We start from the raw sequence: 15,236 nt of genomic DNA, 5'->3' as shown, positions 1-15,236 counted from the left end.
CGGCGTCATCCCTCGGCCTTTCCGTCGGCCTTGGCCTTGCCGAATGCGCCGGCATGCGCCTGCGCCATCGCGTCGCCGATCTCGACGAGCGCCGCCTTGGCGCCGCGCGGATCGGACCAGACGGAGTCTCCGACCAGCACGAAATCCGCGCCGGCCGCCGCAAACGCCTCGGCTTCCTCGCGCGAGGTTGCAAAGCCGACGCAGGGCGGCTCGAACAATTCGTCCCACCATTCCAGCCGCTCGGCGATCGCCTCGCGCGAAGGCCGTTGTCCGTTGGCGTCGGGCTCGCCGAACAGCACATAGTCGGCGCCGGCTTCGCCCGCGGCCATGGAATCGTGGCGGGTCGCAAGCCCGCCGACGCCGACAATGCGGTCGGGTTTCAGCGCCGGCGCCGCCTCTTCCATCGCGGCGATGCCGGTCAGATGCGCGCCGTCGGCGCCGCCGCGAGCCACGATATCGGGATGGCCGTCGATCAGCAGCGCCGCGCCGGCGTTCTGGATCGCAGGCGCCAGCGCCTTGATGGTGGAGATCATGCTGCGCGGATCGCTCTCGCGCAGCCGCACCAGCACGGCCGCGACATCGGCCGCGGCAAGCAGCTCGGTGAGCTCGGCCGCAAGCCGCGCGGGCTCATCGACCGGCGGCGTTGCCAGATAGAGGCGCGGCGCCGGCCGCGGCGGAACGGGCTTGGTCGCCAACTATGCCGCCTGTTTCTCGAGGCCGGCTTCCCAATTGCCGGTGCTCGCGAGTCCGTTCATCCGGGCGCGATGCGAGAAGGCATGCTGGCCCGCGGGCACGTTGTCGGGCTTGCCGGACCACGCCTTCTGCGGCGCCGCCTGCAGCGCACGGCCGTAGGAGAAGGTCAGTTTCCAGGGCAAATTGCCAATCTTGTTCATGGCGTCGAGATGGGCGGTCGCTTCCTCGTCGCTCTGACCGCCGGAGAGGAAGGCGATGCCGGGCACCGCGGCCGGCACGCAGCTCTTGAGCAGGCGGATGGTCTTCTCGGCGACTTCCTGGACCGACGCCTGCTTCGGGCATTTCTTGCCCGAGATCGCCATGTTCGGCTTCAGGATCATGCCTTCGAGCGCGACGCGCTGCACCCGCAATTCCTGGAAGGTTCGGTTCAGCACGCGCTGCGTCACCTCATAGCAGCGGTCGATGTCGTGATCGCCGTCCATCAGCACCTCGGGCTCGACGATCGGCACGATCTGCGCGGCCTGGCACAACGCGGCGTAGCGCGCCAGCGCATGCGCGTTGACGCGGACCGCGGTCTGGGTCGGGATTCGCGGCCCGATATCGATCACCGCGCGCCATTTCGCAAAGCGCGCACCGCGCTCGTAATATTTTTTCAGCCGCTCGGCGAGCTTGTCGAGGCCGACGGTGACGAGTTCGCCCGGGCAGTTCGGCAAAGGCTGCGTGCCCTCGTCGACCTTGATGCCGGGGATCGCGCCGGCCTGCTCGATCAGCTTGACCAGCGGCGTGCCGTCCTTGGCATTCTGCCAGATCGTCTCGTCGTAGAGGATGACGCCGGAGATGTACTTGCTCATCGCCTCCTGCGAGCGGAACAGCATCTCGCGATAGTCGCGGCGATTGTCCTCGGTCGAATCGACCTTGATGGCGTCGAAGCGCTTCTTGATCGTGCCGGAGGATTCGTCGGCGGCGAGGATGCCCTTGCCCGGCGTGACCATGGCAAGCGCGATTTTGTTGAGGTCGGAGAGGTTCATCGGGACGTCCTCCAAAGCCATTGCCTTTGCAAACCAAAATAGGCGGTTCTCGGGCAAATGCCTAGAAAACGTTCGTCGCGGCCGATGTTTGTCGCAGCCGGCGATCAAGCCTTCGGGACACCACTTCCGACTGCGCTGGAGCCGGTGTCCCGCCGTAATGTTTCAGGCGATATGTTGTCAGGCAACCTTGTCAGGCGACCTTGGGGTCGAGCTGGCCCGCGGCGTAGCGCTTGGCCATTTCCGCGGTGGTCAGCACCTTCTTGATCTTGCTGGCCTGGCCCGCGGTGTTGAACTCCTGCAGGCGCTGCTTGCACAGCTTGGTCATCGCCTCCATCGCGGGCTTCAGGTACTTGCGCGGATCGAACTCTTCCGGATTGTCCTTCAGCACCTTGCGGATCTGGCCGGTCATCGCCATCCGGTTGTCGGTGTCGATGTTGATCTTGCGCACGCCGTTCTTGATGCCGCGCTGGATCTCGGCGACCGGCACGCCCCAGGTCGGCTTCATCTTGCCGCCATTGGCGTTGATGATCTCCTGCAGCTCCTGCGGCACTGACGAGGAGCCGTGCATCACCAGATGCGTGTTCGGCAGCTTGCGATGGATTTCCTCGATCACGTTCATGGCGAGGATGTCGCCGTCGGGCTTGCGGGTGAACTTGTAGGCGCCGTGCGAGGTGCCCATCGCGATCGCCAGCGCGTCGACCTTGGTTTCCTTGACGAACTTCACGGCTTCGTCCGGATTGGTCAGCAGCTGGTCGTGCGACAGCTTGCCCTCGGCGCCATGGCCGTCTTCCTTGTCGCCCATGCCGGTCTCGAGCGAGCCGAGCACGCCGAGCTCGCCTTCCACCGAGATGCCGCCGAGATGGGCCATGCCGGTCACGGTCCTGGTGACGCCGACATTGTAGTCCCAGTCGCCGGGGGTCTTGCCGTCGGCCTTCAGCGAGCCGTCCATCATGACCGAGGTGAAGCCGGCCTGGATCGCGGTCATGCAGGTGGCGGGCTCGTTGCCGTGGTCGAGATGCACGCAGACCGGGATCTGCGGATAGATCTCGGTGACGGCGTCCATCATGTGCTTGAGCATGACGTCGTTGGCGTAGGACCGCGCGCCGCGCGAGGCCTGGATGATGACGGGCGCGTCGACCTCGGAGGCCGCCGCCATGATCGACAGCGCCTGTTCCATGTTGTTGATGTTGAAGGCAGGTACACCGTAATCATGCTCGGCCGCGTGGTCGAGCAGTTGCCGCAACGTGATGCGAGCCATTTCCATTTCTCCCTGTAGTGCAAGTTCGCGGATGTGACCTAAATCAACGGTTTTTCAGAACTTCGACGCCCGGCAGCGGCTTGCCTTCCATCCATTCAAGAAACGCGCCGCCCGCGGTCGAGACGTAGGAAAAATCACCGCCGACGCCCGCCTGGTTCAGCGCCGCGACGGTGTCGCCGCCGCCGGCGACCGAGATCAGCTTCCTGGCCTTGGTGCGTTCGGCGGCATGCTTGGCCGACACCATGGTACCGCGGTCGAACGGCGTCAGCTCGAAGGCGCCGAGCGGTCCGTTCCAGACCAGCGTCGCCGCGTCGTCGATCGCGGCATGGATGCGCGCGATCGATTGCGGACCGACGTCGAGGATCATGCCGTCGGCCGGGATCGCGTCGAGGCCGTAGGCATGCGACGGCGCGTTGGCGGCAAACTGGTTGGCGACGACCGCGTCGACGGGGAGGATGATGGCGCAGTTGGCAGCGTTGGCCTTTTCCATGATCCGCAGCGCGGTCGGGGCGAGATCCTTTTCGGCGAGCGACTTGCCGACGGCGACGCCCTGCGCGTGCAGGAAGGTGTTGGCCATGCCGCCGCCGATCACCAGCGCGTCGACCTTGCTCACGAGGTTTTCCAAGAGGTCGATCTTGGTCGAGACCTTGGCGCCGCCGATGATTGCGATGACAGGCTTGGTCGGCGCTTCCAGCGCCTTGCCGAGCGCGTCGAGCTCGGCCTGCATGGTGCGGCCGGCATAGGCCGGCAGCTTGTGGCCGAGGCCTTCGGTCGAGGCGTGGGCGCGGTGCGCGGCGGAGAAGGCGTCGTTGACCCAGATGTCGCCGAGCTTGGCGAGCTCTGCGACGAAGCCGGCGTCGTTCTTCTCTTCCTCCTTATGGAAACGCGTGTTTTCCAGGCAGAGGATGTCGCCGTCCTTGAGGGCCGCGACCGCCTTGGCTGCGGCATCGCCGATGCAGTCCTCGGCGAAGGCGACCGGGCGCTTGATCACCTTCGACAGCGCGTCAGCGACCGGCTTCAGCGATTCCTTGGGATCGCGTCCCTTGGGGCGGCCGAAATGGGCGAGCAGGATCACCTTGCCGCCCTTGTCGGAAATTTCGGTGATGGTGGGGGCCACGCGCTCGAGCCGGGTGGCATCGGTGACGCGGCCATTTTCCATGGGGACGTTGAGGTCGACGCGCAGCAGCACGCGCTTGCCCTTCACGTTGACGTCGTCGAGGGTGCGGAACGATTTTGTCATGGGGGGTGTCGAACTCCTGGGGTCATTCCGGGGCGATGCGGAGCATCGAACCTCAGATGCGCAATTGCGCATCGGGGAATCTCGAGATTCCGGGTCTGGTCCTGCGGACCATCCCGGAATGACGGAGCGGCAAACACGCAGATGCCCGGCACTTGGCCGGGCATCACGAACAGTCGAACTTAAACCAGCTTGCCGATCGCGACGGCGGTGTCCGCCATACGGTTCGAGAAGCCCCATTCATTGTCGTACCAGGACATCACGCGCACGAAGTTGCCGTTCTGCACCTTGGTCTGGTCCATGTGGAAGGTCGACGAGTGCGGATCGTGGTTGAAGTCGATCGAGACGTTCGGCGCGTTGGTGTAGCCGAGGATGCCCTTGAGCTGCTGCTCGGACGCACGCTTCATCGCCTCGTTGATCTCCTTGACGTCGGTTGCGCGCTTGGCGACGATCTTGAGGTCGATCACGGAAACGTTCGGGGTCGGAACGCGGACCGAGACGCCGTCGAGCTTACCCTTCAGCTCGGGCAGCACGAGGCCGATCGCCTTCGCGGCACCGGTCGAGGTCGGGATCATCGACATCGCCGCGGCGCGGCCGCGATAGAGATCCTTGTGCAGGGTGTCGAGCGTCGGCTGGTCGCCGGTATAGGCATGGATCGTGGTCATGAAGCCGGTCTCGATGCCGACGGTGTCGTTCAGGACCTTGGCGACCGGCGCGAGGCAGTTGGTGGTGCAGGAGCCGTTCGAGATCACCAGGTGATCCTTGGTCAGCGTGTCGTGGTTGACGCCGTAGACGATGGTGGCGTCAGCACCGTCGGCGGGCGCCGAGACCAGCACGCGCTTGGCGCCGGCGGTGAGGTGCGCGGAGGCCTTGTCCTTCGCGGTGAAGATGCCGGTGCATTCCAGCGCGACGTCGACGCCGAGCGCCTTCCACGGCAGCTTGGAGGGATCGCGCTCGGCCGAAACCTTGATCTTGTTGTCGCCGAGGCTGATCGAGTCGCCGTCGACGGTGACGGTGCCGGGGAAGCGGCCATGCACGGAATCGAAGCGCAGCAGGTGCGCGTTGGTCTCGACCGGGCCGAGGTCGTTGATGCCGACCACCTCGATGTCCTTGCGGCCGGACTCGGCGATGGCGCGCAGAATGTTGCGGCCGATACGCCCAAACCCGTTGATCGCGACGCGGATTGCCATGCTCGTCTCCTCTAATGCTGTTGTCAGCCCCGCGGGAGCGCTCCCACGAGGTTTTTACGGCGGAACGCCCGGTTCGGCCGGGCGCGTACGGAAAAGATGGAGCTTAGGTAATCCTTTTTTGCGACAAGCTCAACCTTGGCCGACGGGTGTCAGGCCAGCGTCAGACGCGCTTGGTGGCAGCGTTAACGACGGCTTCAGCAGTAATGCCGAAATGCCGGAAAAGGTCCTTCGCCGGCGCGCTGGCGCCAAATCCGTGCATGCCGATGAATTCGCCGTCATGACCGATCACGGCATCCCAGCCCCAGCGCACCGCGGCCTCGATCGCGATCTTGACCGGGGCGTTGCCGATAATGGCATTTTGCCGCTCGGCGGGCTGCGCCAGCAGCAATTCCAGCGACGGGACCGAGACCACCCGCGTCGCGATGCCGCGTCCGGCGAGCTGCTTCTGCGCCTCGACCGCGATCTGGACCTCGGAACCCGACGCGAACAATGACACTTTTGCGTCACCCTGCGCCGCGACCAGCTCATAGGCGCCGTGGCTGCACGGGTTGTCGTTCGGCGCCGTGGTGCGGAGCTGCGGCAGGTTCTGGCGGGTCAGCGCCAGCACCGTCGGCCCATCGACGCGGTTGAGCGCCAGTTCCCAGCACTCGGCGGTCTCGACCGCGTCGCAGGGACGGAACACGCGCATGTTGGGCATCGCGCGCAGTGCGGAGAGGTGCTCGACCGGCTGGTGCGTCGGGCCGTCCTCGCCGAGGCCGATCGAGTCATGGGTCATGACATAGACGACGCCGGTGCCCATCAGCGCCGACAGCCGCATCGCGGGGCGCGCATAATCGGTGAACACCAGGAAGGTGGCGCCGTTCGGCGCGAAGCCGCCGTGCAGGAAGATGCCGTTGAGGCACGCCGCCATGCCGTGCTCGCGGACGCCGTAATGGATGAAGCGGCCCTTCGGCGTCTTGGCACCGAACGCCGTCGCCGACTTCGCCTTGTTGTTGTTGGAGCCGGTGAGGTCGGCCGAGCCGGCCACGAACTCCATCGGCATCGCAGCCGCAATCACCTCGATCGCGGCTTCCGACGATTTGCGGGTCGCGACGTTGAGCGGATTTTCCAGCAGCCCCTTCTTGAAGGCGCGCAGCCCCTTGGCGAGCGACTGCGGCCGCTCGTGGCGAATGCGGCGTTCGAACTCGGCGCGCTTGCGGCTGCCGAGCTGCGCGAACTGCTCGTCCCACGCCTTGTGCTCGGCGGCGCCGCGGGCGCCTGCCTCGCGCCAGGCCTTCAGCACATCGTCGGGCACCGAGAACGGCTCGAGCGAGATGCCGAGCTTCTCCTTGGCGGCCTTGAGCTCGTCGGCGCCGAGCGCCTCGCCATGCGCCTTGGCGGTGCCGGCCTTGTGCGGCGCGCCGTACCCGATCGTGGTCTTGCAGGCGATCATCGAGGGCTTGTTGGATTTCTGCGCGAGGGTGATTGCAGCGGCAATCGCCTGCGGATCGTGGCCGTCGATCAATTCGGCGGCCCAGCCTGCGGACTTGAAGCGCTTCACCTGGTCGACGGAATCGGAGATCGAGGTCGGGCCGTCGATCGAGATGCCGTTGTCGTCGTACAGCACGATCATCTTGTTGAGCCGCCAGACACCGGCGAGCGCGATCGCTTCCTGCGAGATGCCCTCCATCAGGTCGCCGTCGGAGGCGAGCACATAGGTGTGGTGGTTGACGATCTTCTTGCCGAACTCGGCGGCCAGCATCTTCTCGGCGACCGCCATGCCGACCGCGGTCGCAATGCCCTGGCCGAGCGGACCGGTGGTGGTCTCGATGCCCTTGGTGTGGAAGTTCTCGGGGTGTCCCGGCGTCAGCGATCCAAGCTGGCGGAAATGCTTGAGCTGGTCGAGCGTCATGTCCTTGTTGCCGGTGAGGTACAGCAACGAATAGAGCAGCATCGAGCCATGGCCGGCCGAGAGCACGAAGCGGTCGCGATCGGGCCACGCCGTGTCGGCCGCATCGAATTTCAGGAATTTTGTGAACAGGACGGTCGCGACGTCGGCGGCGCCCATCGGCAGGCCGGGATGGCCGGAATTCGCCTTTTCGACGGCGTCCATGGCGAGGCCACGGATCGCATTGGCCATACGGGTGTGATCGACCTGCGTCATGATGAAAAGTCCGCCTAAAATGAGGAGCTGATTGCGGGACGGATCGGGGCGGGCAGCCGCGATACGCGCGTGGATGGCCTTACGGGTTGCGGGTGGATTAGCACCTCAATTCCGCAAGTCCAAGGCGATGAAACGCCTCAAAACGGGGAAAAGTTGCCCGAAATCGCTCTATTTCATTCAACGGTGCATAGTTCTGCGCCGCCGTTGCGCTGGGCTCGCTTGCCACGTAAATTTCGTCCCGTAAACGCTTGCCGAACCGCCAGTTTTGCCGTGCGGCAGGCCTGTCTGCAGCAGGCTACCAAGCCAACCGAAGGGTCCACGCCGCGTGTCATGAGTGATCGTCTCGCCAACGGGTCTGGCAATACCGAGGCACCGCTTGCCGATATCGATGCTGCGACAAAGCGGCTGATGTCAGCGCTTGATGCGCTGGAGAGCTCGGTGGAGCGGCGCCGCGAGGCCAACCGCGACGAGAACGAATTGGCGAGCCGGATCCAGGCACTCGGCGCCGATCGCTCGCGGCTTGCCGACGAGCTCGACGGCTCGCTGGTGAAGACGCGCAAGCTCGAGCGCGCCAATCGCGAGATCGCGGAAAAGCTCGACGCGGCAATCGGCAGCATTCGCGCCGTGCTCGATGGCGGAGACAGCAGATGAGCCACATCAACGTCACCATCAATGGCCGGCAATACCGGATGGCCTGCGAGGAGGGCCAGGAGGTGCGGCTGCTGAAGCTCGCGGAAAATCTCCAGCAGCGCGTGGAATCGCTGCGTGGCAAGTTCGGCGAGATCGGCGATGCGCGGCTGACGGTGATGGCGGCGCTCACCGCCTGCGACGAACTGGTCGACGCCAGCGCACGCATCCGCAGCCTCGAGGAAGAGGTCGAGCAGCTGCGCAATGCGCGCGTTGCCGCCATCGACCGCGCCCGCGCGACCCAGACCGCGGTCTCCAACGCGCTCAACGCCGCCGCCGAGCGGATCGAGCGCACCACGCAGGTGCTCAACCGCACCATCGGCGGCGGCATCGCGATCGGGTGATCTTCGTTCGTCCCTGTTGGTCTCGGTGTTTCCACACATTCGTCATGCCCGGGCTTGTCCCGGGCATCCACGTATTTGTCTCCATGAAAAGAAAGACGTGGATGGCCGGGACAAGCCCGGCCATGACAGTTTCTTCCAGGAGCCAAGACTGCGTCTTCCTTACCGCTGGCGGATTGCGGCAACGATGGCTAGATTAGCCCCGCGAAGCTGCGTCGTGCGTCAGGAGCCATATATCCCCGGGGCCTTATCGATCCTTTAGGGAACTGTCCCTGGCCGGGTCCGTGGACCCGGACATATGGTGCCCACCTACTTTCGTAGGGAACTCCGGGATCGAGCGCTCCAACGGCCTCTGCGGCTTCGCACTGATTTTTGCTGTTGCCTTGTCGTCGCGCTGCGGCGGTTGAATTGTCTAGCAGTGTTGTGCCCCGCGATACGGGGCGTCCAGCGCGCCGCGGCGGTCTTACGAAAGCTCTGGCCTTAACGAAAGCTAGCGTCTCTGGAATGATGGATCGTCCGTTGTCGCGGACGACGACAGCGGAAGATGGATCATGCACGCATCTCCATCGAAGGCCGAGCTTCGGGCACTTGCTCTCGCCAAGCGCGATGCGCTGAGCGACGAGCAGCGCGCGACGGCTGCCGAAGCGCTCGCCAAGCGCGGCGCGCCGTTCGAGATCGCGCAGGGCATGATCGTCTCGGGCTATGCGCCGATCCGCAGCGAGCTCGATCCGGCGCCATTGATGAAGAAGCTTGCCGACAAGGGCGCGCGGCTCGCGCTGCCCTGCATCAACGCGCGCGGCCAGTCGCTGACCTTCCGCAGCTGGTCGCCGCAGGACCGGCTGATGCTCGGGCCGCTCGGCATTCCCGAGCCGTCGCCGGCCGCCGCCGAGGTGCATCCGGACGTGATGCTGGTGCCGCTCGCGGCTTTCGACAAGCTCGGTCACCGCATCGGCTACGGCGCCGGCTATTACGACTATACCTTCGCGCATCTGCGCAAGGCCAAGCATGTGATCGGGGTCGGACTTGCCTTTGCTGCACAGGAAACCAAGGCGATTCCGGCGCTGTCGCACGACGTCCCGCTCGATTATGTGCTAACGGAGCGCAAGACGTTCGATTTCCGGAGTAGCTAGCCTTGCGAATTCTCTTCGTTGGTGACGTCGTCGGCAGGACCGGCCGCACCGCCATCGCCGACCACCTTCCCGGCATGATCAGGGACTGGTCGCTCGATCTCGTGGTCGTCAATGGCGAGAATTCCGCCGGCGGCTTCGGCATCACCGAGGCGATCTATCAGGAGCTGCTCGACGCCGGCGCCGATGCGATCACGCTCGGCAACCACGCCTGGAATCAGAAGGAGGCGCTGGTCTTCATCGAGCGCGCGCCGCGCCTGATCCGCCCGCTGAATTTCCCGCGCCATTCGCCCGGCCGCGGCGCCACGCTGGTCGATACCAAGAGCGGCAAGCGGGCGCTGGTCATCAACGCGATCGGCCGCGTCTTCATGGAGCCGTCCTCGAACGATCCGTTCAGCGCCATCGAGCGCGAGCTCGAGGCCTGCCCGCTGCGCGAGGGCTGTGACGCCATCGTGCTCGATTTCCATGCCGAGGCGACCAGCGAGAAGCAGGGCGTCGGCTTCTTCTGCGACGGCCGCGTCAGCCTCGTGGTCGGGACCCATACCCATGTGCCGACATCGGATCATCAGGTGCTGCCGGGCGGCACCGCCTATATGAGCGATGCCGGCATGACCGGCGACTATGACTCGGTGATCGGCATGCAGAAGGAGGAGCCGCTGCAGCGCTTCCTCACCGGCATTCCCTCCGGCCGTTTCGAGCCGGCGGGCGGTGTGGCCACGCTGAGCGGCGTCGCGGTCGAGACCGACGATGCGACCGGGCTCGCGGTGAAGGTCGCGCCGGTGCGCGCCGGCGGACGGCTCGAGCCCGCAATGCCGGGATTCTGGGTGAAGTGAGTTTCAGCGCTCGCTAGCTGCAGATTTTTTCGTCATTGCGAGCGAAGCGAAGCAATCCATCTTACCACAAGCGGCGGCATGGATTGCTTCGTCGCTGTCGCTCCTCGCAATGACGGGGATGGGGTCGCGGATTTCACGACTGCCCGGGACGAGGAGTGTTCGCATTATTTCGGAATAATGGAAAAATACTTCTGAGTTGCCCGACGTGTCAAGTGCAGTGTCGAGCGCCGGCAGCTGCCGGCTTACTTTGCATGGGGTTGTTTTCCATATTTTGGCATTGCATCCCCCGTCCCGGCCAAGGGGCTGGCCTAGCCCTGCCGAAAACCCATCCGGAATGCGCCCCAGTGGCGGCCGTTCACGACGATCGGCGATGACAGGTCCTTCATCAGCACGAAATTGCCGCCGCCCATGTCGCGGCGATAGGTCTGCAGCAGGAACGGTTTTGTGTTGGCCGCGACCTTGCTCACCGCGCGGTCGTTGAACAGGCGGCGGTTGCGGCAATTGGCGTTGTTCCAGACCGGGTCCGGCCCCTGCGGCTGCCGGTAGTTCGGATTGTGGGTCGGCAGATAGCCGCTGCGCGCCCAGGCGACGCAGAACACGATGCGCGGGTCGCTCTTCTGGATCGGATCCTGGATCGCGGGCAGCACCCGGTCGGTGAACGCGACGTAGTCGGTCAGGTACTGCTTCGGGTTGGTGCCGGAGATCTCGCGATAATTCTCGTCCATCAATTGCGCGAGCGTGATCTCGCCGCGCGCGACGGCAGTCTCGAACAGCTCGGAGATCTGCCTTGCGGTGTCGATCACGACGCGGATCAGCGGCGTATCACTGGTCTCCACGCCGCTGTCGGCGATGGTCACGATCAGGCTCTCGGAGAGTTCGAGCAGTTTCGCGACGCGGCTGTCGGCATGCTTGAGGTCGCGCGAGGAAAGATCGACGCCCTTGGCCAGTTCGTTCAGCTCGGCGATCACGCTGTCGCAATGGCCGAGATTGGAGGTCGCGGCGCGCGCCACGCTGCCGATCTCGGCGCCCACAGATGAGAAGCCTTCCTGCACGCGCATGATGATGCCCGAAATCTGCTGCGCGCCTTCGCCGGCGCTCTTGGCGCGCAACGAGGCATCGCTGCTCTCGCCGATCAGGCTGCCGATCTGGCCGTCGAGATCGCGCACGGTGTCGGAAATCTGATGCGTCGCCTGGCGGGTCGCTTCCGCAAGGTTCTTGACCTCGCTCGCGACCACCGCAAAGCCGCGGCCGGCATTGCCGGCGCGCGCCGCCTCGATGGTGGCGTTGAGCGCCAGCAGATTGGTCTGCTTGGCGATCGCCTCGATCGAACCGGAAACCTTGGCGACCTGGCTCAGCGCGGAGCCGACCGCGGCGAGCCGCGCCTCGATCCGTCCGACCGCCGCGACGAGCTCTGCAATATGGCTGACCGCCGTCTCGACCACATGGCGGGACTCCGCGATCTGGCCGACCGCGGCGGATGCGGTCGTTTGCACCGCCTGCGATGCGTTGGCGATGTCGTGATTGGCGGCGACCATCGTCTCGGCCGTCGTCTGCAAGTGATGGAAGCGCTCGGACTGGCTGCTGACGCGGTTCGCGACCTCCTGGACGTTGCCGGCGATGTCGGCGAGTTCCACCCCGAGGCCGCCGATGCGGTCGGCGAGCTGGTCCACCAGCCGCTCGGCCAGCGTTCGGTCCGATGACGTGTCCAGAACTGCAAGCTGCGCGGCCGACATATCGACGCTTCCTCCGTTACAGCGGCCTGTCGGCCGCCGCAGCATTCCCCATTCCAATCCTACAGCGTGATTCGCGCTGCCGGTCTTGCCTGAGCGCGCACTGTGTAGCCCGGATGCAGCGCAGCGAAATCCGAGACTCCTGCCCGTGGAAACACGTGTCCCGGATTGCGCTTCGCTTCATCCGGGCTACGAAGTGTTCAAAGCTTGTAGGCGGTGCGGAACCCGCCCCAGTGCCGGCCGCGCACGCGGATCGGTACGTCGATCTCGCGCATCATCACCGTGTTGCCGCCTCCCATGTCGCGCGCATAGGTCTGGATCAGATAGGCGCGCTGGTTGCGGCCGGCGGCGAGACCCGCGGCATCGTTGAAGATGCGGCGGTTGCGGCTGTTGGCGGTGTTGTATGCCACGTCGCCCGGCCGCTGCGGCTGCGAGTAGAGCTTGTTGTGGACCGGCAGATAGCCGTTCTGGTCGATCATCACGCAGAACGCCATTCGCTTGTCCCTGGCGAGAAATGCCTCCTGGAACGCCGGCAGCGTGCGCTCCGCCCAGTCCAGCATTTTGGTGCGGTACTGCACCGGATTGGTGCCTGCGATCTCGACATAGTCGGTGTCGAACATGTCGGCGATCGCGATCGCGCCGCTCGCCAGCCCGTTCTCGAAGATTTTGTTCAGCGCGCTGCCGGCTTCGATCGCGCGGGTGACGAGCTCGGCGTTCTCCTCGTGGATCGCCCACATCCGGTCTTCGATTTTTTCGCGCAGCTCGGCGGTTACCGCCTCGAAGCGGGCCTGGCTGCCTGCCTTGGAGCGCTCGCCGATCCGGATCCGGCACGCGCCGATCTCCTGCAAGGTCGCGTTCAGGGTCTCCTGCGCCGGCAGCTTCTCGGCATCGGCGCCGCCGATCAAAATGCCGTCCATCGCGATCTCGTAGACCGACGCGGTGACGATGCCGCGCGCGGTCGTGATCTCGATCTTGAGGCTGCAGGGCAGGCGCTCGTTCTTGCGCGGATCGCCGCGCTCGTCCTGGCGCAGCAGCACAGCGCAGCGCGCTTTAAGCTTCTGCGCAAAGTCGGTCACCGCCTTGCCGGCCTTGGCGACATTGTCGCCATGCGCGGCGGCTTCGCGCGTTGCCGAATCGATCTCGCCGGCGCTGGTGCCGACCGAGACGATGAAGTGCGAGGCGGAGGCGGCGTTCTGGCCCATCTCGCCGGTGATTTCATTCTGCTCGGCGACCGCGCCGTTGACGTTCTCGAACACCGGGCGGATCTTTTCGATCGCCTGCGAGATACGGTGCACCGCGTCGGCCGATCCGGTGGCGTCCTTCTGCAACGCCTCGATCTTCCGCGTGATCTCCTCGGTCGCGCTCTGGGTCTGCACCGCCAGCGCCTTGACCTCGGTTGCGACCACCGCAAAGCCCTTGCCGGCGGCGCCGGCGCGCGCTGCCTCGATCGTCGAGTTCAGCGCGAGCAGCGTGGTCTGCCGCGCGATCTGCGCGATCAGATTGACGACGTTGCCGATCGCGGCTGAAGACTCGCGCAGGCGGTCGACATTGGCGGTGGCCTCGCGCGCCGCGGCCGCGGCGTCGTCGGCGAGCTGGCTCGCGCTGCGCACCTGCGCCCCGATGCCTTCGGCGGAGTGGGTGAAGCGGTCGGCGGCTTGCGAGAACGTCGTCGCGGTGCTCTGCGCATCGCTGCTGCGGCCGGTCAGCGCGTCGGTGCGGGCGCGGATGGTTGCGAGCTTGGCTGCGGTCGCCTCGGCGCCATCGGCGACCGAGCTCGCGGCGCGTTCGAGCTGGCGGATCATCGCGCCGAGCTCGAGTTCCAGCAATTCCAGGATTTCCTTAGCCGAATCCTTGGCCGAATCAGTCTCGGTCGAGACGTCAGGGGCCGCGGCCGCGATTGGAACCTGCGACGCGACGGCCGGCGCAGCCGGCTCCGGCACTTGCTTTCGAAACAAACCGAACGCCATGTGGGCTCTTTGGGGGCTCTGGAAAGTTGCGGCGGGACGGGGCGATCCTCGCACCGGGGCATGAAGTCATGGTTAACAAGTGCCTCATATTCCGGCTTGCGGTAGTATTCGTCCGCCGGAAGGCCCCGCCGATCCTTTGATTTTGACCGTGAGGGGCCTATAAGGCCGCGTTTTCCATCCCTGTTCAGACCCTAAGCTCCGAAGAGACGTCGCATGGCCGGCCATTCCCAATTCAAGAACATCATGCACCGCAAGGGCCGGCAGGATGCCCAGAAGTCGAAGCTTTTCGGCAAGCTGGCCCGCGAAATCACCGTGGCGGCCAAACTCGGCACCCCGGACCCGGCGATGAATCCGCGGCTGCGCGCCGCCGTGGTCGCGGCCCGCGCCGAGAACATGCCCAAGGACAATATCGACCGCGCCATCAAGAAGGCTGCGGGCAATGAGGGCGAGAACTATGACGAGATCCGCTACGAGGGTTATGGCCCCGGCGGCGTCGCCGTGATCGTCGAGGCGCTGACCGACAACCGCAACCGCGCCGCCTCCGATATCCGCTCCTTTTTCACCAAGTCCGGCGGCAATCTCGGTGAGACCGGCTCGGTCGCCTTCATGTTCGACCGCACCGGCATCATCGAATACGACGCCAAGGTCGCCTCCGACGACGCCATGCTGGACGCCGCGATCGAGGCCGGCGCCGACGACGTGGTCTCCAGCGAAGGCGGCCATGAGGTCTATGCCTCGCAGGACACCTTCCGCGAAGTGGCAAAAGCGCTGGAAGCGAAGTTCGGCGAGCCGCGCAAGGCGGCGCTGACCTGGAAGCCGCAGAACACCGTCGCGGTCGACGACGAGACCGGCGAAAAGCTGCTGAAGCTGATGGACCTGCTCAACGAGCACGACGACGTGCAGAACGTGTTCGCCAATTTCGAGGTGTCCGACGCTCTGATCGCGAAGATGGGCGGCTAGTCGCTTGCACTGCTGTCGTCGTCCGGCTGGACCGGGCGACCC

13 protein-coding genes and 1 other RNA gene are annotated in these 15,236 nt (G+C 65.4%); 6 read left to right on the top strand and 8 right to left on the bottom strand.

The features are described 5' to 3' along the window. Positions 1-5 precede the first annotated feature (5 nt). The 6 genes from PMN64_RS03945 to tkt form a co-directional block, all read right to left on the bottom strand. Positions 6-695: a thiamine phosphate synthase gene (locus tag PMN64_RS03945; protein ID WP_411779792.1), complete on the bottom strand. Its 690-nt coding sequence runs from the start codon at positions 693-695 to the stop codon at positions 6-8. Then, entirely contained in the window at positions 696-1,721 is a 1,026-nt protein-coding gene (locus PMN64_RS03940; RefSeq protein WP_411779791.1) for a class I fructose-bisphosphate aldolase, read from the bottom strand. Positions 1,722-1,911: 190 nt separating this feature from the next. Next, positions 1,912-2,979: a class II fructose-bisphosphate aldolase gene (fba, locus tag PMN64_RS03935; protein WP_074129453.1), complete on the bottom strand. Its 1,068-nt coding sequence runs from the start codon at positions 2,977-2,979 to the stop codon at positions 1,912-1,914. Between the two features lie 43 nt (positions 2,980-3,022). Beyond that, the gene (locus PMN64_RS03930; RefSeq protein ID WP_411779790.1) at positions 3,023-4,219 is read right to left on the bottom strand and encodes a phosphoglycerate kinase; all 1,197 of its coding nucleotides are present in this window, start codon (positions 4,217-4,219) and stop codon (positions 3,023-3,025) included. Positions 4,220-4,398: 179 nt separating this feature from the next. After that, complete coding sequence (gene gap, locus PMN64_RS03925; RefSeq protein WP_028343978.1) at positions 4,399-5,406, bottom strand: type I glyceraldehyde-3-phosphate dehydrogenase; 1,008 nt, start codon at positions 5,404-5,406, stop codon at positions 4,399-4,401. A gap of 160 nt (positions 5,407-5,566) precedes the next feature. Then, positions 5,567-7,549: a transketolase gene (tkt, locus tag PMN64_RS03920; protein ID WP_411779788.1), complete on the bottom strand. Its 1,983-nt coding sequence runs from the start codon at positions 7,547-7,549 to the stop codon at positions 5,567-5,569. A 330-nt stretch (positions 7,550-7,879) separates the two neighbouring features. On the opposite strand from tkt, the gene PMN64_RS03915 reads away from it, so the two are divergent. From PMN64_RS03915 to PMN64_RS03895, 5 genes are all read left to right on the top strand, one after another. Next, entirely contained in the window at positions 7,880-8,200 is a 321-nt protein-coding gene (locus PMN64_RS03915) for a DUF4164 domain-containing protein (protein WP_411779787.1), read from the top strand. Beyond that, positions 8,197-8,580, top strand: coding sequence for a cell division protein ZapA (locus PMN64_RS03910; RefSeq protein WP_028332812.1), 384 nt, complete (start codon positions 8,197-8,199; stop codon positions 8,578-8,580). The genes PMN64_RS03915 and PMN64_RS03910 overlap by 4 nt, the downstream gene beginning before the upstream one ends. A 201-nt stretch (positions 8,581-8,781) precedes the next feature. Further along, positions 8,782-8,942, top strand: a non-coding RNA gene (gene ssrS, locus PMN64_RS03905) — 6S RNA. A gap of 186 nt (positions 8,943-9,128) precedes the next feature. Then, entirely contained in the window at positions 9,129-9,707 is a 579-nt protein-coding gene (locus tag PMN64_RS03900) for a 5-formyltetrahydrofolate cyclo-ligase (RefSeq protein WP_028332813.1), read from the top strand. Positions 9,708-9,709: 2 nt separating this feature from the next. Then, positions 9,710-10,537, top strand: a complete 828-nt coding sequence (locus PMN64_RS03895; RefSeq protein WP_411779786.1) for a TIGR00282 family metallophosphoesterase — start codon at positions 9,710-9,712, stop codon at positions 10,535-10,537. 308 nt (positions 10,538-10,845) lie between these two features. Here the strand turns inward: PMN64_RS03895 and PMN64_RS03890 are convergent, their stop codons facing one another. Further along, positions 10,846-12,270, bottom strand: a complete 1,425-nt coding sequence (locus PMN64_RS03890; protein WP_411779785.1) for a methyl-accepting chemotaxis protein — start codon at positions 12,268-12,270, stop codon at positions 10,846-10,848. A 197-nt stretch (positions 12,271-12,467) separates the two neighbouring features. Next, positions 12,468-14,234, bottom strand: coding sequence for a methyl-accepting chemotaxis protein (locus PMN64_RS03885; protein ID WP_411779784.1), 1,767 nt, complete (start codon positions 14,232-14,234; stop codon positions 12,468-12,470). A 213-nt stretch (positions 14,235-14,447) separates the two neighbouring features. Between PMN64_RS03885 and PMN64_RS03880 the strand changes: the two genes are divergently transcribed. Beyond that, on the top strand, positions 14,448-15,194 hold the full coding sequence (locus PMN64_RS03880) for a YebC/PmpR family DNA-binding transcriptional regulator (protein ID WP_016842553.1): 747 nt from the start codon (positions 14,448-14,450) through the stop codon (positions 15,192-15,194). The last annotated feature ends 42 nt before the right edge of the window (positions 15,195-15,236 follow it).

Source organism: Bradyrhizobium sp. UFLA01-814 (assembly GCF_046718885.1).
GTDB classification, from domain to species: Bacteria; Pseudomonadota; Alphaproteobacteria; order Rhizobiales; family Xanthobacteraceae; genus Bradyrhizobium; species Bradyrhizobium elkanii.
The sequence above is the reverse complement of the archived record's forward strand: the minus strand, read 5'-3'. Positions and strand labels throughout refer to the sequence as shown.

Excerpts from the sequence above, each read along its gene's own strand:
- PMN64_RS03940 (WP_411779791.1), bottom strand. The coding sequence starts at position 1,721 with ATGAACCTCTCCGACCTCAACAAAATCGCGCTTGCCATGGTCACGCCG.
- fba (WP_074129453.1), bottom strand. The coding sequence starts at position 2,979 with ATGGCTCGCATCACGTTGCGGCAACTGCTCGACCACGCGGCCGAGCAT.
- PMN64_RS03930 (WP_411779790.1), bottom strand. The coding sequence starts at position 4,219 with ATGACAAAATCGTTCCGCACCCTCGACGACGTCAACGTGAAGGGCAAG.
- gap (WP_028343978.1), bottom strand. The coding sequence starts at position 5,406 with ATGGCAATCCGCGTCGCGATCAACGGGTTTGGGCGTATCGGCCGCAAC.
- tkt (WP_411779788.1), bottom strand. The coding sequence starts at position 7,549 with ATGACGCAGGTCGATCACACCCGTATGGCCAATGCGATCCGTGGCCTC.
- PMN64_RS03915 (WP_411779787.1), top strand. The coding sequence starts at position 7,880 with ATGAGTGATCGTCTCGCCAACGGGTCTGGCAATACCGAGGCACCGCTT.
- PMN64_RS03910 (WP_028332812.1), top strand. The coding sequence starts at position 8,197 with ATGAGCCACATCAACGTCACCATCAATGGCCGGCAATACCGGATGGCC.
- PMN64_RS03900 (WP_028332813.1), top strand. The coding sequence starts at position 9,129 with ATGCACGCATCTCCATCGAAGGCCGAGCTTCGGGCACTTGCTCTCGCC.
- PMN64_RS03890 (WP_411779785.1), bottom strand. The coding sequence starts at position 12,270 with ATGTCGGCCGCGCAGCTTGCAGTTCTGGACACGTCATCGGACCGAACG.
- PMN64_RS03885 (WP_411779784.1), bottom strand. The coding sequence starts at position 14,234 with ATGGCGTTCGGTTTGTTTCGAAAGCAAGTGCCGGAGCCGGCTGCGCCG.
- PMN64_RS03880 (WP_016842553.1), top strand. The coding sequence starts at position 14,448 with ATGGCCGGCCATTCCCAATTCAAGAACATCATGCACCGCAAGGGCCGG.